17 protein-coding genes are annotated in these 18,606 nt (G+C 48.6%); 15 read left to right on the top strand and 2 right to left on the bottom strand.

Going from position 1 to position 18,606, the window contains the following annotated elements:
• The first annotated feature begins 5 nt into the window (after nt 1-5).
• Together GSO_RS05300 and GSO_RS05295 are read left to right on the top strand one after the other, a co-directional pair.
• Nucleotides 6-755, top strand: coding sequence for an aspartate/glutamate racemase family protein (locus GSO_RS05300; protein WP_010489815.1), 750 nt, complete (start codon nt 6-8; stop codon nt 753-755).
• A 132-nt stretch (nt 756-887) separates the two neighbouring features.
• Nucleotides 888-1,748 (top strand): aldo/keto reductase, encoded by an 861-nt coding sequence (locus GSO_RS05295; RefSeq protein ID WP_010489813.1) that lies wholly within the window; start codon nt 888-890, stop codon nt 1,746-1,748.
• Between the two features lie 87 nt (nt 1,749-1,835).
• Here the strand turns inward: GSO_RS05295 and GSO_RS05290 are convergent, their stop codons facing one another.
• A complete protein-coding gene (locus tag GSO_RS05290; RefSeq protein WP_010489811.1) occupies nt 1,836-2,639 on the bottom strand; it encodes a DeoR/GlpR family DNA-binding transcription regulator in 804 nt (267 codons plus the stop codon).
• Nucleotides 2,640-3,092: 453 nt separating this feature from the next.
• On the opposite strand from GSO_RS05290, the gene GSO_RS05285 reads away from it, so the two are divergent.
• The 12 genes from GSO_RS05285 to GSO_RS05230 all read left to right on the top strand — a co-directional run bounded on the left by GSO_RS05285 (nt 3,093) and on the right by GSO_RS05230 (nt 16,287).
• Complete coding sequence (locus GSO_RS05285; protein WP_010489807.1) at nt 3,093-4,580, top strand: sugar porter family MFS transporter; 1,488 nt, start codon at nt 3,093-3,095, stop codon at nt 4,578-4,580.
• A 78-nt stretch (nt 4,581-4,658) separates the two neighbouring features.
• Nucleotides 4,659-6,134: a CoA-acylating methylmalonate-semialdehyde dehydrogenase gene (locus GSO_RS05280; protein ID WP_010489805.1), complete on the top strand. Its 1,476-nt coding sequence runs from the start codon at nt 4,659-4,661 to the stop codon at nt 6,132-6,134.
• Nucleotides 6,135-6,167: 33 nt separating this feature from the next.
• The gene (iolB, locus tag GSO_RS05275; protein ID WP_010489803.1) at nt 6,168-6,983 is read left to right on the top strand and encodes a 5-deoxy-glucuronate isomerase; all 816 of its coding nucleotides are present in this window, start codon (nt 6,168-6,170) and stop codon (nt 6,981-6,983) included.
• Between the two features lie 34 nt (nt 6,984-7,017).
• A complete protein-coding gene (iolC, locus tag GSO_RS05270) occupies nt 7,018-7,992 on the top strand; it encodes a 5-dehydro-2-deoxygluconokinase (RefSeq protein WP_010489801.1) in 975 nt (324 codons plus the stop codon).
• Between the two features lies 1 nt (nt 7,993).
• On the top strand, nt 7,994-9,955 hold the full coding sequence (gene iolD / locus GSO_RS05265) for a 3D-(3,5/4)-trihydroxycyclohexane-1,2-dione acylhydrolase (decyclizing) (RefSeq protein WP_010489799.1): 1,962 nt from the start codon (nt 7,994-7,996) through the stop codon (nt 9,953-9,955).
• A 27-nt stretch (nt 9,956-9,982) separates the two neighbouring features.
• Nucleotides 9,983-11,023: a Gfo/Idh/MocA family protein gene (locus GSO_RS05260; protein ID WP_010489797.1), complete on the top strand. Its 1,041-nt coding sequence runs from the start codon at nt 9,983-9,985 to the stop codon at nt 11,021-11,023.
• 35 nt (nt 11,024-11,058) lie between these two features.
• Nucleotides 11,059-12,111 (top strand): inositol 2-dehydrogenase, encoded by a 1,053-nt coding sequence (gene iolG, locus GSO_RS05255; protein ID WP_010489795.1) that lies wholly within the window; start codon nt 11,059-11,061, stop codon nt 12,109-12,111.
• Nucleotide 12,112: 1 nt separating this feature from the next.
• Complete coding sequence (gene iolE / locus GSO_RS05250; RefSeq protein ID WP_010489793.1) at nt 12,113-13,009, top strand: myo-inosose-2 dehydratase; 897 nt, start codon at nt 12,113-12,115, stop codon at nt 13,007-13,009.
• Nucleotides 13,010-13,039: 30 nt separating this feature from the next.
• Nucleotides 13,040-13,912 (top strand): class II fructose-bisphosphate aldolase, encoded by an 873-nt coding sequence (locus tag GSO_RS05245; RefSeq protein ID WP_010489791.1) that lies wholly within the window; start codon nt 13,040-13,042, stop codon nt 13,910-13,912.
• Between the two features lie 88 nt (nt 13,913-14,000).
• Nucleotides 14,001-14,390: a tautomerase family protein gene (locus GSO_RS05240; protein WP_010489789.1), complete on the top strand. Its 390-nt coding sequence runs from the start codon at nt 14,001-14,003 to the stop codon at nt 14,388-14,390.
• A gap of 149 nt (nt 14,391-14,539) precedes the next feature.
• On the top strand, nt 14,540-15,418 hold the full coding sequence (locus GSO_RS05235) for a TIM barrel protein (RefSeq protein WP_010489786.1): 879 nt from the start codon (nt 14,540-14,542) through the stop codon (nt 15,416-15,418).
• A 5-nt stretch (nt 15,419-15,423) separates the two neighbouring features.
• Nucleotides 15,424-16,287: a sugar phosphate isomerase/epimerase family protein gene (locus tag GSO_RS05230; RefSeq protein ID WP_010489784.1), complete on the top strand. Its 864-nt coding sequence runs from the start codon at nt 15,424-15,426 to the stop codon at nt 16,285-16,287.
• 127 nt (nt 16,288-16,414) lie between these two features.
• Here the strand turns inward: GSO_RS05230 and GSO_RS05225 are convergent, their stop codons facing one another.
• Nucleotides 16,415-17,257, bottom strand: coding sequence for a MurR/RpiR family transcriptional regulator (locus GSO_RS05225; RefSeq protein WP_010489782.1), 843 nt, complete (start codon nt 17,255-17,257; stop codon nt 16,415-16,417).
• 419 nt (nt 17,258-17,676) lie between these two features.
• Between GSO_RS05225 and gnd the strand changes: the two genes are divergently transcribed.
• Nucleotides 17,677-18,594 (top strand): phosphogluconate dehydrogenase (NAD(+)-dependent, decarboxylating), encoded by a 918-nt coding sequence (gene gnd / locus GSO_RS05220; protein WP_010489780.1) that lies wholly within the window; start codon nt 17,677-17,679, stop codon nt 18,592-18,594.
• Nucleotides 18,595-18,606: the final 12 nt, after the last annotated feature.

The raw sequence follows: 18,606 nt of genomic DNA, 5'->3' as shown, positions 1-18,606 counted from the left end.
TATTAATGCGTCAATTTTTCACGGTAATCGGAGGCATGGGCACACCCGCAACAGAAAGTTACGTGCGGCTGCTCAATCAACGAACGCATGCCCACAGTGATCAGGAATATCTCAATTATATTCTGGTCAATGATGCCACCGTGCCGGATCGAACCGATTACATTTTGGATCACAGCAAACCAAGTTTTTATCCGGATTTACTTGAGGATATCCAGGCACAAAGCTTGCTGAATCCCGAGTTTATTGTGATTGTTTGCAATACGGCTCATTATTTTTACGATCAGTTGGCGGCTGCAACGCCGATTCCGTTGTTACACATGCCACGACTGGCGATTCGCGACATGTGCGAACGTTTTCCCGATGAAAAACGCATCGGACTCATTGCCACGCAAGGTACCATTAAAGATGGCATCTATAGTCAGGAAATCGAAAACACGGGACGCGAGGTTGTTTTGGGAGATCAGGCCCTCCAGGACATGGTCACGGAACTGATTTACAAGTACGTTAAAGAAAAAGGCGAAGTTAGCGCTGAATTGTATCACCGCATCTTAAAGCGGATGCATGATGATTTTCATGTCAACGTCATCGTGCTCGGCTGCACCGAGCTGTCATTTGCGCAGGAAAAAGCGGGCGATCATCCGTATCACGTTATCGATGCCCAGAGCATTATTGTCGACAAGACGCTGGCATTAGGCAAAGCCTTCCGCAAGAGCGAAGCGGACGGTAAGGCGCTTTTGAATCAACTAATGGTGTGAGCCGAGCGTGAACAGGAGATTTCTGCGACTGCGAACGCGTTATCATTCATTTTTGAGTGGTAGACGGCCATACAAAACGCTACTTACTTGTGGTAAGCTTAAATCAGTTCTCAAGTAAAGGAGATGCAGAATTTGGCACATTTAACCAAATTGACAGACACGTATACTTTAAACAATGGCGTTAAGATTCCAATTGTTGGCTTTGGCACCTGGCAGACACCTGATGGGGAAGTTGCCAAGCACAGTGTGGAAACCGCATTGGCTGCCGGCTACCGGCATATCGACACAGCTGCTGCCTATGGTAACGAAGATAGTGTCGGTGCAGGCATCAAGGCATCCGGAGTTCCGCGCGATCAGATCTTTTTGACCACCAAACTGTGGAATGCCGATCATGGCTATGAAGCAACCAAAGCCGCCATCGATCGCTCATTGCAAAAGCTTGGTGTTGATTACGTCGATCTTTATTTGATTCACTGGCCAAACCCGGTTCAATTCCGTAACAACTGGGAAGAGGCTAATGCCGGTTCGTGGAAAGCCATGGAAGAAGCCTATCAAGCAGGCAAACTGCGGGCGATTGGCGTGTCGAACTTCCGCGCCAAGCATTTGGACGCGTTACTCAAGACCGCTAACGTCAAGCCGATGGTCAATCAGATCTTCCTGAATCCAAGTGATTTGCAGCCGGAAGTCGTGGACTATAACAAGGCACATGATATTTTGAGTGAAGCATATAGCCCACTAGGCACAGGCAAAATCTTTAAAGTCGAAGCCCTTAAGAAGATTGCGGAACGGTACAACAAGAGCGTGGCACAAGTGGTGCTTCGTTGGTCACTGCAACATGGCTTCCTACCGCTGCCAAAGTCAGTGCATGACGAGCGGATCAAAGAAAACGCCCAGCTGTTTGACTTTGAACTGAGTCATCACGACATGACGCTGATTGATGCGTTACATGGCGAAGCCGGTTTGGCGACGGATCCTGATACTACTGATTTCTAGGAGCAAAATGACGATGCAGTCAGCATTGTATGACTGCACAAAACCCCCGCGGGAGACCGCGGGGGTTTTTGTGTGCCGTGACGAAATTTATGAAGGTGAGACTGCCTGCTGCGTTTTGGCATTGATGAGCTGAACATTGTTTTCAGTCAAAAAATCGCAATATTTTGCGTCAACATTGCCATAGGTGACAATCGCATCGATGTCTTGCAAAGCACCATAAGTGAGAAGCGAGACGCGGCCAAACTTGGACTGATCGATGAGCAGGATCTTGCGGTGCGCCTTTTTAAAGATCTCGGCTTTGATGAGATATTCGTTGTACTCCGAGTTGGATAAGCCGCGTGTCAGCGAAATCCCGGTTGCGGCCATGAACGCCTTGCCAATGTTAAACCGGCTGAAGATGTTCATATCATCAATACCGGTAAACGACTGGGTCCGCCGATCAAAATTCATGCCAATGATGACGAGTTTGATGTTCGCAAGCGGTGCGGCTTGATTGATAATCTGCAGATTGTTGGTAACTAAAGTGAACGGAAAATCTGTCGGTAAAAAACCGCCCATCTCAGCAGTCGTGGTTCCGGAGTCAATAAAAATCAAGTCTTCAGGTTCGATGAGTTGGGCCGCAGCGCGCCCGATCTGGCGTTTTTCATTCGGTGCCGCTAATTGACGCTCACTGTAAACGGTGAGTGCGTTGCCTTTCGTGCTGGGAGTCGTGGTGTTATCCGTCACGCCACCATACACTTTTTTAACGGTGCCGGCAGCGATGAGGCTGGCCAGATCGCGACGAAGCGTGCTGGGAGCGATGTCAAACTTATCTTCGAGTTCTTTCATGGAAGCCGTCTTGACGTCGCTGATATAGGCTTGCATGGCATCAATTCGTTCTTTTCTAAGCATGGATGTCACCTTCTTCATTTCTATAAGCATTTCGATTATAGCACTTAATGACAAACTTTTGAACAACTTTTGACTAACTTGCCAGCCGAATCATGATTAATTTCCTGATAAGCAATTGGTCAGCTCCGATTCCCGAAACAATGTACCGATTTTCTCAAGAAAAAATGGCAACATTCAAACATAAAATCTGCTTTGATCTATGCGCAAAGCGGTGAACACAACATTGATTTTCTTTGGCAAAGCCGCTTGTTGTTTGCCTTTATCATACCATCATGGTATAGGAAGATTCATCTTTTTGACCGGTTTTGTGAACAACTGGTCATTTTATGAGCAAATGTTGAATACTTTTTAGTTGACTTTGATCTAGTCTGCTTATATGATGGCAATGTGATCATAAAGTAAGCGCTTAACTTTGTACTAAAAAACTTCAGAAAAGTTTGGAGGCTATGGGAAATGCGCAAAGCAGGAATTGTTAACGACAAAGGCGAGGCTGCGCTTGCTCCGCAGACGTCCGGCGGGATTAAATCTGAAAAGTTGCCTAAGTCGGCACGGCGCCGGTTACGGATTATTTCCGTGATTGCGACATTTGGCGGCATGCTCTTCGGGTATGATACCGGGGTGATCAACGGTGCGTTACCGTTCATGACCAAGGCAGGAGAATTAAATATGTCGCCTTCGATGGAAGGCTTGGTAGCAAGTTCATTAACGTTGGGGGCCGCTTTTGGGGCAGTTTTGACCGGCCGAATTTCCGATCGTAAAGGTCGGCACAAGGTGATTACCGCACTTGCGATGTTGTTTGTTGTCTCGACAATTGCATCGGCATTGTCACCAACGGCACCAATATTGGCGTCAGTTCGATTCGTTTTGGGTCTGGCTGTCGGGGGCGCTTCGGTCATTGTTCCGACCTTCCTCGCCGAGGTTGCACCGTCAAATCTTCGTGGGCGGATTGTGACCCAGAATGAATTCATGATTGTTTCCGGACAACTGCTGGCCTTTGTGTTTAATGCCATTTTAGGAACCACACTGGGTCATATTCCCGGCATCTGGCGGTGGATGTTAGTCCTGGCTACGATTCCGGCGATTATTTTATGGATCGGGATGAATTTTGTTCCCGAATCACCGCGATGGTTAGCGGCCAATGGCAAGTTGGATCAGGCACTGAGCGTTTTGCGAGAAATTCGGACAGAAGAGCAGGCTCGTGACGAAATGGAAAAGATCCAGATTTCCTTAAAATCGGCACAGGAAGTGAAGAGCGCTTCGATTGCCGACTTGAAGATCGGCTGGATCAGACGGCTTGTTTTGATCGGCATTGGCTTAGGCATCATGCAACAGATTGTCGGGATTAACGTCATGATGTACTACGGAACGACAATTCTGCAGACCACCGGCTTTGGCCAGAACGCGGCTTTGATTGCCAATATTCTGAACGGTGTTACATCGGTGGTTGCAACCATTGTGACGATGCATTTGATGAGTAAATTCAAACGGCGTCAAATGTTATTAACCGGTATTTCCGGTACCTTGTTCTCACTTATCGGTATTACACTGACCAGCCACTTTCTGGCAGGCAGTCCGATGTTGCCTTATTTCACGATCTTGTTGACGATTATCTATCTGGCGTTCTTCCAAGGCGCATTAGGACCGCTGACATGGTTGCTGCTATCGGAAATTTATCCGGCGCGGATCCGTGGTTTGGGGATGGGATTTGCCACCTTCTTCCTCTGGATCAGCAACTTCTTCGTCGGTTATTTCTTCCCGGTTATGTTGGCAGGCATCGGTATGTCGAATACCTTCCTTGTCTTCGTGGGAGCCAACATCATTTCATTGATTTTCGCATGGCGATTTGCACCGGAAACAGCCGGTCGTTCGCTCGAAGAAATCGAATTGGACAACAAGTTTGATGACAAGTTCCCGGAAAAGAGCAAGATCAACAAAAATTAAGTTTCCGAAGTCAATTTGTTTGAAAATGTAAGCGCTTCATATCATCCTTAAAAAGAAGCACGAAAGGAGTCAGTTTCAATGACAACGCAACAAGCAGTAAAGACACTCAAGAATTTTATCAATGGTAAGTGGGTAGATGCTAAAACCGATACCTTCGAAGATGTTTACAATCCTGCAACCGGTGAAGTTTTAGCGCGAGTTCCGCATTCAAGTAGCGAAGATGTTGCCGATGCGGTTGCCGCAGCAAGTGCCGCGTTTAAGACCTGGCAGCGGGTATCGATTCCTAAGCGGGCCAAAATTCTATTCAAATACCAGCAGTTATTAGTCGAACACCAGGAAGAATTAGGGCGGATCGTGACTGAAGAAAACGGCAAGAGCCTCAGTGAAGCAGTTGCCGAGGTCGGCCGTGGTATTGAAAATGTCGAATTTGCGGCTGGCGTTCCAACCTTGATGATGGGGGATTCGCTGACAACGGTGGCGACCGATGTCGAGGCGACCAATTATCGTTATCCGGTTGGCGTTGTTGGCGGCATTACCCCCTTCAACTTTCCGATGATGGTGCCATGTTGGATGTTTCCGATGGCAGTGGCAACCGGCAATACGTTTGTGCTGAAGCCATCCGAGAAAACGCCGCTGACAAGCCAGCGACTGGTGGAACTGTTCCAGGAAGCAGGCTTGCCTGATGGGGTGCTGAATATCGTTAATGGGTCAGTGGATGTTGTGAATGGTCTTTTGGATCATCCTGATGTTAAAGCGATTAGTTTTGTGGGTTCCGAGCGGGTCGGCGAATATGTGTACAAGCGCGGCAGTGAACACTTGAAGCGGGTTCAGGCCTTGACCGGGGCAAAGAATCACACCATCGTTTTGGAAGATGCAGACCTTGATGCAGCTGTGAAAGGCATTATTAGTTCGTCATTCGGATCAGCCGGTGAACGCTGCATGGCAACTTCGGTTTTGGTATTGCAAGAAAGCATTGCCGACAAATTCATGGCGAAATTTACGCAGGCAGCTAAGGACATCAAGATTGGCAACGGGCTGGACAAAGGGGTCTTCCTGGGACCGGTTATTCGGAAAGAAAATCAGGAACGGACCTTGAACTATATCAAGACTGGGGTCAAAGAAGGCGCCAAACTGGTTTTGGATGGTTCGGAAGAAGCCAAGGAACGCGATGGTTACTTCGTTGGGCCGACCATTTTTGAAGACGTCAAAACCGATATGACCATTTGGCATGATGAAATGTTCGCGCCGGTGCTTTCGGTGATGCGGGCCAAAGACTTGCCGGAAGCCGTTGCCATTGCCAATAGTTCCGAGCTAGCCAATGGTGCCTGCCTCTTTACGGACTCAGCCGCATCCATCCGCTACTTCAGAGAAAATATCGACGCCGGCATGTTAGGTATTAACCTCGGCGTTCCGGCACCCATCGCAGTCTTCCCGTTTTCTGGGTGGAAGCATTCGTTCTTCGGCACACTGCATGCCAATGGCAAAGACAGCGTGGACTTTTATACGCACAAGAAAGTTGTGACGGCGCGATATGATCAAAGCCGGTTCAAGTAAAAGTTTTGCAGCTTTGAAAAGAGGAGGTTCACGATGAGCTTACTGTATCAAAAGCAAAATCAGGAAATTCGGCCAGGCGTGCATTTGATTCAGGATGTCAATGCAAGTAATTCGCCAATGAAATATACGGCAGTCAAGGTTTTGGCGCTTGATGCGAACGCTTCGTATGATGAAACCTTGGGAGCGTTTGAGGCCGGCATTGTTGTTTTGACCGGAAAAGTAACCGTAACTGCTGACCAACAGCGATTTGAAGGTATTGGTCAGCGGCAGTCGGTTTTTGACAAGATCCCGACTGACAGTGTTTATGTCGGCACCGGGTTGCCGTTCAGTGTCACCGCACAAACAGCAGCCAAGATTTTGATCGCTTATTCGCCAACCACAACGTCCTTCCCGGTTCGTTTGCTTAAAGGCGATATTCATCAAATCGAGCATCGCGGTAAATATCAGAATAAACGACTGGTGCAAAACATTTTGCCAGACGACCTGCCATTTGCGGACAAATTGTTGCTGGTGGAGGTTTATACGGATTCAGGAAACTGGTCGAGTTACCCGCCGCATCGCCATGATCATGACAACCTGCCGACGGAATCGTTACTGGAAGAAATCTACTATCACGAAATGCAACCAAAGCAGGGATTTGTTTTTCAACGTGTCTATACAGACGATCACTCGCTTGATGAAACCATGACCGTTCAAAACCAAGACGTTGTGATTGTTCCTAAAGGCTATCATCCCGTTGGCGTTCCAGACGGGTATGATAGCTACTACCTCAACATTATGGCAGGACCGACCCGGGTTTGGCATTTTCATAATGCCCCGGAACATGCGTGGATTATTGATCGCAAGTAGAAAAGGTTGATGCGCAAGGGAGGAAGCATTTTAAATGTCTAAAAAATTTGATTTGATTGCTATTGGCCGCGCAGCCGTTGATTTAAATGCAGTTGAATATAATCGGCCGTTAGAAGAAACCAAGACCTTCGCGAAGTTTGTTGGCGGCTCGCCAGCCAACATTGCGATCGGATCCGCCAAATTAGGCCAAAAAGTCGGCTTTATTGGCAAAGTGTCAGATGATCAACTGGGACATTATGTGACCCAGTATATGGCTGAAGTGGGCATTGATACTTCACAGATGGTTAAGGATGATGCCGGCCATAAAATCGGACTGACTTTTACCGAAATTATTAGTCCTGAAGAAAGTGACATTTTGATGTACCGTAATGAAGCTGCTGACTTATATTTAGCGGCCGATGAGGTTTCAAAAGACTACTTGGCCCAAGCACAAATGCTCGTCATCTCAGGAACCGGATTAGCGCAGAGCCCGTCACGCGAAGCAATTCTAAAAGCACTTTTGCTGGCGAAGGAGCTTGGTGTCGAGGTTATTTTCGAACTGGATTATCGACCATACACTTGGCAAAATGCCGAGGAAACCAGCCTGTATTACCAACTTGTTGCCCAAAAAGCTGACGTCATCATCGGCACCCGCGATGAATTCGACGTTTTGGAAAATCATCAAGGCAATACCGATGAGCAAACCATCGCAACCTTATTCCAATACGATGCCAATCTGATCGTCATCAAGAGTGGGGTTCAGGGTTCGAATGCTTATACCAAAGCAGGCGACAAGTATCATTTTGGCGTTTTCAAAACGAAGGTGCTAAAGAGCTTTGGCGCAGGTGATTCTTTTGCAGCCGGATTCTTGTATGCGTACAGCCATCATCTGGGGATTGAAACGGCCTTGAAGTATGGGAGTGCTGCGGCATCGATTGTCATTAGCCAGTTAAGTTCTTCGGAAGCCATGCCGAACTTGGCGCAGCTGACCGAGTTTATTCAAAAGGCTGAGACGCAGGAGGTGCATTAAGATGAGCGCAATGGAGTTGGAGCCGCAAACAAAAACATCGCAACGGTCCGCACATGACACTGTCCGGCTGACGACCGCACAGGCGTTGGTTCGCTTTTTAAATCAACAATATATCGACGTGGATGGAGAAGTGACACCTTTTGTCGAAGGCATTTTCGCCATTTTCGGACACGGCAATGTGCTAGGGCTAGGAGAGGCTTTACAGGAAGACCCCGGTCATTTGAATGTTTATCAAGGACACAACGAACAAGGCATGGCCAGCACGGCAATTGCATATAGCCGTCAGTTGTATCGCCATAAGATTTTTGCGGTGACGGCTTCGGCAGGCCCGGGATCGGCAAACTTTGTTACCGCGGCGGGTAATGCTTACGTTAACAACATTCCGATTCTATTTTTGCCAGCTGACACGTTTGCCACACGCCAGCCGGATCCGGTTCTGCAACAGATTGAAGTGGATGGCAGCGCAACGACGACCACTAATGATACGTTGAAGCCGGTATCCAAGTATTGGGATCGGGTTGAGCGGCCGGAGCAATTGATGAGCGCGTTGCTTAAAGCGTTTGAAGTGCTAACCAATCCGGCTATGGCAGGGCCGGTAACCATTGCCTTGCCACAGGATACCGAAGCACAGGCGTTTGATTATCCGCGCAGTTTCTTCAAGAAGCGCGTCCATGTCGTGAAACGTATTCAGCCAAGTGCAGCCGAATTGGCGGAAGCAACCCGGCTGATCAAGGCCAGCAGCTATCCGGTTTTGATTGTTGGCGGCGGCGCGAAGTTTAGCGAAGCCGGACCGGCAATCGAGGCGTTTTCGGATCAATTGAAAATTCCGATTGTTGAAACGCCGACAGGGAAGTCCACCGTTTCATCCGCTTTTGCGAATAACATGGGTGGCACCGGCGTTCTGGGGACAGCCGCTGCCAATGACGTGATTGCCAAAGCTGATCTGATTATTGGGGCGGGCACGCGGTATACGGACTTTACGACGGCATCCAAGACCGCTATTGATCCGGAGAAGACCCACATTATCAATATTAATCTGAATCGCATGCAGTCGTATAAGTTTGATGGGTTCCCAGTGGTTGCCGATGTGCGTGATACTTTAACCCAACTGACAAACGCGTTATCTGGATACGAAAGCGGATTTACCGACTTGGCAGACATCAAGGCGGCTTGGCAAAAAGAACGGAACCGCTTGGCGCACACGAATTATGACGCTCCGGACTTTACGCCTGAAGTTAAAAACCAATTTAGCCCTGAAACCTTGGCAGAGTATGCGGCAAAACTGAAAACCCACTTCACGCAAACCGAAGCAGTCATTGCGGTCAACGACACGATTGATCCAGACAGCATCATGGTTGCAGCAGCCGGTTCACTGCCGGGGGATGTTCAACGTATCTGGGATCCGGTCGAACCGAACACCTACCACATGGAATATGGATATTCCATGATGGGGTATGAAGTTCCAGCAGCCTTGGGCGTCAAGTTGGCGGAGCCGGATAAAGAAAGTTATGCCTTGGTCGGGGATGGCAGCTTTATCATGCTGCATTCGGAACTCGTTACGGCGCTACAGTATCACAAGAAAATCAATATTTTGGTCTTTGATAATTCCGGATTTGCATCGATCAATAATTTACAAATGGCACAAGGCAGCAATAGTTACCTGACTGAATTCCGAACAGCTGATCATGATATTTTGACGATTGACTTTGCCAAAATCGCTGAAGGATACGGGGCGAAAACTTACCACGCTAATGATCGGGAGAGTCTGATCGCCGCTTTGGAAGACGCTAAAAAACAAACTGTTTCAACGTTAATTGACATCAAGGTGCTGCCGAAAACAATGACGCAAGGTTACGGTCAAAGCTGGTGGCGTGTCGGGGTGTCTGAAGTTTCTGACAATCCGAAAGTCCAAAAGGCGTATCGGGCCATTCAAGAAGGTATTGATCAGGCGTTTAAATACTAGGAAAAAACAGCAAAAGGAGCGATCAACATGGTTGTCAAAGTTGGTGTTATCGGAACAGGCGCAATGGGTCGAGCGCATATTGATCGGCTGACGAATGTCTTAACCGGCGCAAAAGTGGTGGCAGTCACTGACATTAATCAAGAAGCGGCTAAAGCTGCGGTGCGTGATTTTAAACTGGATGCAAAAGTTTACCCTGACGACACGAGTCTGTTACAAGATCCGGATATCGATGCGGTCTTTGTTGTCAGTTTTGGTGGGGCACATGAAGCGACGGTTCTTAAAGCCTTGGATACGGACAAATTTATTTTCACGGAGAAGCCATTAGCGACAACCTTGGAAGGCGCCAAGCGCATTGTCGACAAAGAAATGGGTAAACCGCGAAAGGTCATTCAAGTCGGGTTCATGCGGCGCTATGACGAAGGGATTCATGCGTTGAAGACTCAGTTGGATTCAGGCATCATTGGGACTCCGCTGGTTGTTCGGGCCAGTCACATCAATCCGGATGTGGCGGCGAACTATTCCAATGAAATGGCGATTACCGATACTTTGATTCATGAAATCGATGAGATGCACTGGTTGCTTGACGACGATTATGCATCGATTCAGATCACCTATCCGCGGCAGTCAAGCAAAGTGAACAACGAAGGATTGCGGGATCCGCAACTGGCGACGTTGACGACAAAAAAAGGTGTGGTTATTCAAGTGCTGGTTCATGTGACGGCGCAATATGGCTATGAGGTCAAACTTGAAGTGGTTGGGGAAACTGGCGAGTTGAAACTGCCGGATTACGGATTTGCGCCAATTGTGCGAACCCAGGCAACGCAACAGACTGCAATGGAAACAAGTTGGGTCAAGCGCTTCTTGCAGGCTTATAACACCGAAGTACAGGAATTCATTGATCAGGTGGCCAAGAATGAATCGCCAATCGGTCCTAGCGCGTGGGATGGTTATATTGCCGCTGTCACCGCAGAAGCCGGCATTCGCTCGCAGAAAGATCAGGAACCGGTTCTCATTAATGTAGCCGCAACACCGGCGTTTTATCAAAAGAAACAGGCAGTAAAAGCTTAGTGAACCAAATAAATGACTTGAGGAGGATATTGATGATGGCTCAACGGACAGTAAAAATCGGCATTGTGGGGTTAGGCCGACTAGGGAAAATCCATGCGACTAATCTGGCAACCAGCGTTCAGAACGCTAAGCTGCAGGCAGCCACAAGTGTTGTTCCAGAGGAGTTGGCATGGGCGCGCGAAGAACTTGGGGTTGAAGAAACCTATGAAGACTTTGACGATATGGTTCAAAACGCAGATATTGATGCGGTGTTTATTGTGTCGCCTTCAGGTTTTCATTTGCCGCAAATTGAAAGCGCTATGAATGCGGGCAAACACGTTTTTAGCGAAAAACCGATCGGCTTGGATCTTGCGGCGATCAAACACACACAGACCGTGATCAACCAGCATCCTGATTTGAAATTCCAGCTTGGCTTCATGCGGCGCTTCGATGATTCGTATGTTTATGCAAAGCAGCTAGTTGATGAAGGCAAAATTGGCGACATTACACTCATCCGCAGTTACAGCATTGATCCAGCGTCCGGGATGGAGAGCTTCGTTAAGTTTGCGACCTCGGCTAATAGCGGCGGCTTGTTCTTGGACATGTCGATTCATGATATTGATGTGATTCGCTGGTTCACCGGTAAAGAGATTGACAAGGTTTGGGCGATCGGGTTGAATCGCGCTTATCCGGTTCTGGATCAGGCTGGCGAGCTGGAAACCGGGGCTGCGCTGATGCAACTTGAAGATAAGACCATGGCGATCCTGGTAGCCGGGCGCAATGCGGCACATGGCTATCATGTCGAAACCGAAGTCATCGGGACCAAAGGGATGCTGCGGGTCGCCCAGGTTCCAGAGAAGAATCTGGTAACGGTGATGAACGAAGAGGGCATTATCCGACCAACATCCCAGAACTTCCCTGAGCGGTTTGCCCAGGCATTTCTGAGTGAAGAAAAGGCGTTTGTTGACAGCATTTTGAAAGACACTTCAGTCGGAATCACGGCAGAAGATGGCTTGCAAGGTACGAAAGCAGCGCTGGCATTACAGCAGGCATTTGAAAAGAACGATATTGTCAAAGTCGATGACGTAGATAAAAAGGTGGGTGCTTAAATTGACGATTGAGCTAGGAATTGCGCCAATTGGTTGGACAAATGATGATATGCCGGAACTGGGCAAAGAAGTGACATTTGAACAAGCAATTGATGAGATGGCGTTGGCGGGGTACCAAGGAACCGAAGTAGGGAATAAATACCCAAAGGATCCGGCAGTGCTAAAGCATTATCTGGAATTGCGCCATCTGAAGATTGCCAGCGCATGGTTCAGTGCCTTTTTGACGACCAAGCCGTATGAGGAAACCGAAGCGGCCTTCATTAAACACCGGGACTTTCTGCATGCGATGGGCGCCAAAGTGATCGTCGTTGCGGAACAGGGACATAGCGTTCAAGGAATGCTGGACAAAGCTGTTTTTGATGACAAACCGCATTTTACCGATGAGGAGTGGCAGCGACTGGCGACCGGATTGGAACGGTTAGGCGATCGGGCGCATGAAGTAGGGATGCAAATTGTGTATCACCATCACATGGGTACTGGCGTTCAAACGACGGCAGAAATCGATAAATTGATGGCGATGACGGATCCAGACAAGGTGTCGCTTTTGTTTGACACCGGGCATCTGGTTCTATCCGGTGAAGATCCGTTAGACATTTTCAATCGCTACAAAGATCGGATTAAGCATATTCACTTCAAAGATGTTCGGCCGGAGCAAGCTAAGCAGGAACGGGCAGAACACATGAGTTTCTTGGCAGGGGTCAAAAATGGCATGTTTACGGTACCTGGCGATGGCATGATTGATTTCAAGCCAATCTGGCAAGCCATTCAAAAGAGCAACTATAGCGGATGGATTGTGGTTGAAGCCGAGCAAGATCCTGCCAAGGCAAATCCGCTTGAATATGCTTTGAAAGCAAAGCAGTACCTGGATACCATCATGGCAATCCCGCAAACAGTTTAAGGGGTTTGATTTAGAAGGGGTATGGTCCTTATGGCGTTGATACCAGCAACAACATTGATGCAAGCCGCACTGGCTCACCACGCTGCAATTGGTCATTTTAATATTAATGGTCCCGACTGGCTGGAGACGTATCTTAGCGTTGCTGAAGAAACCAAAACGCCGATTATTGTGGCAACTTCCGATCGGATTATGGATTTTCTTGGGGGATTCGACTTCATGTCCCGCTATGTGCGCTTCATGATCCAAGCGTTGGGGATTACCGTGCCGGTTGTGCTTCATCTGGATCATGGTTTGTCTGTCGAGCACGTTTATCAGGCGATTGATGCTGGCTATACATCGGTCATGTTTGACGGCTCAATGTTGCCCATTAATGAAAATGTCGCCTTAACCAAAAAGGTGGTCACCTACGCGCATCAACGTCATGTGTCGGTTGAAGCAGAAGTTGGCAGCGTTGGTGGGAATGAGAATGGCCTGATCAACGGGATTCGTTATGCCAGCGTGGCGGATGCGGTTAAAATGGCTGGCACCGGTATTGATTCGTTGGCTGCAGCGCTGGGTTCGGTTCATGGCGATTATGTTGGGCGGCCCAAGCTTAATTTTGAGCGGATGGCCGAGATCGCCGAAGCAACCAAACTCCCGCTGGTTTTGCACGGCGCATCAGGTATTCCTGACGACCAGATTCAGCAGGCGATTCAAACCGGAACAGCCAAAATCAACATCAATACGGAAGTGAATACTGTGTGGACGGAAGCAGTTGCCAAAGCGCTTCAACAAAAACGCTCCGGTCACGATCCGCAACCAATTCTCACAGCAGGCAAGCAAGCGATGGCGCGCCTGGTCGAAAGTAAAATGAACGACTTTCATATTCTGGGGGAAAGTGCCCGCCTAACTGCGATGGGATAAGTATTTGCCGACATCGCCGTCAGTCATTTATGATGGTGACCGATTGGACAGCTTAAAAGTCGACAGCGTGAATTAGGAGGATGAAGCCATGCCATTGGTTCGGTTTGACATGTTAAAGGGCCGATCACCCGAAACGATTCAACAGATTTTGCAGATCACGCATGAGGTCATGGTGGCAGCTTTTGATGTGCCGGCGCGTGATCGTTATCAAATTGTCCACCAACATGAGCCTTACGAAATGGTTGTTGAAGATACTGGATTAGGGATACCGCGCACGGATAAGGTTGTGGTCATTTCATTAGTCAGCCGCGTGCGTACCGTTCACCAATTAAAGCAATTCTATGCAAATTTGGCAGAGCGGTTATCGGCAGCAGGACTAGTCGATAAAAACGATCTCATGATCAATGTTTCGTTCAACAACGACCAAGGATGGAGTTTCGGCCAAGGAAAAGCGCAATTTCTGGATGGCAGTTTGTAGGTGAATCATAAGATGGATTGAAGATGCCTTGGCCGTTTCTGGAAGTATGCAACGGTCAAGGCATTTTCTGTGCGGCTGCTAGATGTGTTAGAGAAGCTGACAACTAGCAACATCAAAACAGTGTGCGTAAGAAAGTAGAGGCGTTAGATATGACGATTCAAATAGAAAAAATGGCGCTCAATCGAAAAGTGGCGCAGAACCGCTCACTCGAAAGTTTTTTCCAATTAGCGACAGAAGTTGGCATTCATCAGGTGGAGTTGCGCAACGATATGACGGCGTCCGATCATCCCGAGACAGTCATTGATCAAATGCCGATCGCAGCATTTAATGCGTTAAAAGCTAAATACGGCATGAAGATTCTGACCATTAATGCGCTGCAACAATTTAATCAGCCAGCAAAGTTAGTCAAAAATCGGCAACTTTTGACCGGACTGGCCGAGTTAGCGGTTCAAATCGGCAGCCCAGCCATTATTTTCGTGCCGGAAGTTAATTCGCAAGATAGCCGAACGCCGCAACAACGACTGGAAGACGCGGCCCACAATCTGCAAGTGTTTGGCGAGATCTTAGCGACTTATCATCTGACCGGGTTAGTTGAACCGCTGGGCTTTATGGCTAGCACGTTGCGGTATCCGTGGACGGCGCAACAGGCGATCGAATTATCCGGTCGCACGGAATTCAAGTTAACCATTGATACCTTTCACTTCTTCTTGGCACATATAACGGCGGCAAAGTTTAAGACAAATGTTGACGTGAAACGAATCGGACTCGTTCATTTGTCCGGCATCGAACCGATTCATGAGTTGCGCGAAGTTTTGGATGAGGATCGGCTGTTTATTACAGACCGGGATATCATGCAAAACGTTGAACAGGTACAGCTTTTTGAATTAATGGGTTATAAAGGCAACTATTCCTTTGAAGCCTTCTCGACACGGTTAGCTGCCGAAAGCAACAAGCAGCTGGCGGATCAAATCACCGCAAGTATCAATCGGTTAAATCAACCAACGGCGGTTTCAAACTTGGAGGTGTGAAGACCATGAAATTAGCTTACGATCCTTCCATGTTTCGCGACACCATGACGTTGAAGCAAATGTTTGACGAGGTCGCTCGTCTCGGCTATGAATATGTTGAACTGTCACCGCGTAGAGATTTCATTTGGTTCTATGAACATCCGGTAGCGGACACGGCACTGATCAAGCAAGTAAAACGATATGCCCAGGATGCCGGCGTAAAAATTTCTTCGGTACTTCCGGTGCAGCAATGGTCATCACCCGATGAACAGGAGCGTGAATTTGCTGTTCGTAACCTGAAACGCACAATTGAAATCACGGCGGCGCTGGGTGTGAAAGTGTTGAATACCGAATTTTCAGGCGATAAGTTCCAGCCACTGGTATCACAGGGACAGTGGTACAAATCCATGGAAGAGCTGGCGCCAGAATTTGAAAAGAACGGCATCACCTTGGAAATCCAACCGCATCCCAATGACTTTATTGAATCGAACTTGGCCGCTAGCCGCTTAATCCGCTCGTTGGATGTCGACTGGGTCCATCAGGTTTGGTGCAGCTCGCACGCCTTTTATATGGATGACGGGCGCGGCGATATTCGCCAACAGTTTGCTGAATCCGGTGATCTCATTACCCATGTTCTGATTGCGGACACGTTTAATCACAAAGGCAACCAAGGCTTGCGGTACATCATCAATCCGCCAGGCGCCCCGGTGACGATTCACCAGCACTTAAACCCGGGTGAAGGTGAAGTCGATTTTGCCACACTTTATGCTGTGTTGCGGGAACGACATTTTAACGGCATCATCACCAATAACGTGTTTGCCTGGCCTGACAAGGTTGACTGGTCAAATAAAATCACGCTGCAGTCAATCAAAAACGGCTTGCAACTCTGATGGGCGTGGCTGGTGACGGTCAATGCCAGCCAACTAAAAATATTTCCGATCCAAAACGACACCTGATGAATGAATTCTCAGATGTCGTTTTTGTATACTTAAAGTGACATAAGCTGCTGATGATTGATTATCGGCGCGTCGCATCAATGGTGGCGCGGACCCGGCGAAAGAGTGGGGCGGTCTGACTGTTGGTTTGAATGGCACTGATCATAAACAGTGTGTCCATGAGGCTGAGTTCCGCGATTAACGCATGGAGTGCTTCGGTTCGGTAGCGCGATTCTTCGGCAACCGCGACAAAGGCGGCATCGGCCATTTTTGCCAGACGGGAAGCCGGTGCGCCGGTGATCACGATAAGCGGTACCTGTTGCTGCTTGGCCAAGTCGGCTAACGCAATGGCATCTTTATCTTCACCGGAATGCGATGTCAAGATCATGGCGTCATTGGCGCCCAGATGCGTTGCTGCCATGAGCTGCATATGATAATCCGCGGCATAGGAAACGGGGATGGCCGTCCGCAGAAACTTGTGATAGCCATCTAACGCAACGAGATTGCTGGCGCCTAGTCCAAAAAGGCCAAGATGATCCGCGTGGGTAATCCAATTAATCGCTTTAGCCAAAGCAGTCGTGTCCAAGTTGGCCAAAGTGGTTCGGAGCGCATCAATATTGGAGGTGAAGATTTTTTGCGCCAAGGTCTCAACCGAATCGTCCGGGCTCAGTTCCGCAAATAGCGTTTGGTCCGGTTCCGGTGGCGACTGAACCAAGGCCATCCGCAGCGCCTGGAAGTTCGGATAACCCAACGCCTTGGCAAATCGCGAAATCGTGGCCGTACTGACACCCGTTATTGCGCTAAGTTCCGCAATATTTGCCTGACTGGCGCGATCTGGATGCGTTTGAAGAAAATCCGCTAATTTCTTTTCTTGCCGACTCAAGTTTGGTTTATAAATTTGTAGTTGTACCAGAAAATCGTGCATATGCCCCTCCTCCATTTCCTCAAGATGAGTATAGCATTAAATACATGGGTTGAAAATTAATTACGGACAGTTTGCTTGATTTTTGTAATTTTTTTACATACAATGGCACCATGATCACGGAGGAGCGCTTTTGACCCCCCCGGAAAAGTGGTCTTGGCGTTCACATTAACGCGTTCGCAGTCGCAGAAATCTGCGTGTAAGGACCTTGGTCGCAATGGCAAAGACCGCCATCACGTCCAAGGCCACTTACACTCCGATTTCTAAGCGCTCCTGCTCACGCTCACATTAACGCGTTCGCCAGCGCAGAAGCCTGCGTGTAAGGACCTCGGTCGCAATGACCAAGAGCAGGTCATCACGCCCGAGGCCACTTACACTCCGGCTTCTAACCGCGCTGGCTCACGCTCAGGAGGGGATAGCATATGCAAGTAGGTATGGTAGGTTTAGGCAAAATGGGTATGAATCTGGTCGCGAATATGCGCGATCATGATATTGAAGTGGTTGCGTTTGACTTGAATGATCAGGCGCGGACGGAAGTGGGGCAATATCAGGCGAGAGCTGTTGCCAGTCTGGATGCGCTGGTGATGAGTCTGGCATCACCGCGGATCATTTGGAGCATGGTACCGGCGGGAAAACCAACCGATGCAACGATTAATCAGCTGGCCAAGTTACTGCGGCCTGGCGACATCGTGATTGATGGCGGCAATTCTTATTATCAAGATTCTATTAAGCGAAGTCAGTTACTGGCAGAGGAAGGCATTCACTTTTTTGATGTCGGGACGTCCGGCGGCATGGCAGGTGCGCGGGCCAATGGCAATTTCATGATCGGCGGTGACCAAACCCAATTTGCCAAAATCGAACCGCTGTTTGAAGCCATTGCCGCACCTGGTGGCTATCTGTACACCGGCCCGGCTGGTTCAGGGCATTATCTGAAAATGGTTCACAATGGCATTGAATACGGCATGATGCAGGCGATTGGCGAAGGCTTCGATGTTTTGGCTCACAGTCCTTATGATTACGACAATGAAGCAGTGGCAAAAATGTGGAACAACGGCTCCGTGATTCGCAGCTGGTTGATGGAACTGGCCGGTAATGCTTTTAGCGACGATGCCGATCTCGAAAAGATTCAGGGGATCATGCATAGTTCCGGTGAAGGCGCATGGACAGTCGAAGAAGCCTTGCGCCTGCACGTGGCAACGCCGGTGATTGCCAGTGCGTTGATGATGCGCTATCGGTCAGAAGCGGACGACACTATGACCGGTAAAGTAGTGGCTGCTTTACGCAATCAGTTCGGGGGACATGCAGTTGATCCCACGACTGGAAAACATGGTGGCAAGTGAAGTAAAGGAGAA

The sequence above is a fragment of the Lacticaseibacillus zeae DSM 20178 = KCTC 3804 genome, from assembly GCF_000260435.1.
Lineage (GTDB): Bacteria > Bacillota > Bacilli > Lactobacillales > Lactobacillaceae > Lacticaseibacillus > Lacticaseibacillus zeae.
The sequence above is the reverse complement of the archived record's forward strand: the minus strand, read 5'-3'. Positions and strand labels throughout refer to the sequence as shown.

What these genes read in the sequence shown, in the direction of transcription:
- iolD (WP_010489799.1), top strand. Translation starts at nt 7,994, where the DNA reads ATGAGCGCAATGGAGTTGGAGCCGCAAACAAAAACATCGCAACGGTCC.
- GSO_RS05235 (WP_010489786.1), top strand. Translation starts at nt 14,540, where the DNA reads ATGACGATTCAAATAGAAAAAATGGCGCTCAATCGAAAAGTGGCGCAG.
- GSO_RS05225 (WP_010489782.1), bottom strand. Translation starts at nt 17,257, where the DNA reads ATGCACGATTTTCTGGTACAACTACAAATTTATAAACCAAACTTGAGT.
- GSO_RS05285 (WP_010489807.1), top strand. Translation starts at nt 3,093, where the DNA reads ATGCGCAAAGCAGGAATTGTTAACGACAAAGGCGAGGCTGCGCTTGCT.
- GSO_RS05245 (WP_010489791.1), top strand. Translation starts at nt 13,040, where the DNA reads ATGGCGTTGATACCAGCAACAACATTGATGCAAGCCGCACTGGCTCAC.
- gnd (WP_010489780.1), top strand. Translation starts at nt 17,677, where the DNA reads ATGCAAGTAGGTATGGTAGGTTTAGGCAAAATGGGTATGAATCTGGTC.
- GSO_RS05280 (WP_010489805.1), top strand. Translation starts at nt 4,659, where the DNA reads ATGACAACGCAACAAGCAGTAAAGACACTCAAGAATTTTATCAATGGT.
- GSO_RS05240 (WP_010489789.1), top strand. Translation starts at nt 14,001, where the DNA reads ATGCCATTGGTTCGGTTTGACATGTTAAAGGGCCGATCACCCGAAACG.
- iolC (WP_010489801.1), top strand. Translation starts at nt 7,018, where the DNA reads ATGTCTAAAAAATTTGATTTGATTGCTATTGGCCGCGCAGCCGTTGAT.
- GSO_RS05300 (WP_010489815.1), top strand. Translation starts at nt 6, where the DNA reads ATGCGTCAATTTTTCACGGTAATCGGAGGCATGGGCACACCCGCAACA.
- GSO_RS05230 (WP_010489784.1), top strand. Translation starts at nt 15,424, where the DNA reads ATGAAATTAGCTTACGATCCTTCCATGTTTCGCGACACCATGACGTTG.
- GSO_RS05290 (WP_010489811.1), bottom strand. Translation starts at nt 2,639, where the DNA reads ATGCTTAGAAAAGAACGAATTGATGCCATGCAAGCCTATATCAGCGAC.
- iolG (WP_010489795.1), top strand. Translation starts at nt 11,059, where the DNA reads ATGGCTCAACGGACAGTAAAAATCGGCATTGTGGGGTTAGGCCGACTA.
- iolB (WP_010489803.1), top strand. Translation starts at nt 6,168, where the DNA reads ATGAGCTTACTGTATCAAAAGCAAAATCAGGAAATTCGGCCAGGCGTG.
- GSO_RS05260 (WP_010489797.1), top strand. Translation starts at nt 9,983, where the DNA reads ATGGTTGTCAAAGTTGGTGTTATCGGAACAGGCGCAATGGGTCGAGCG.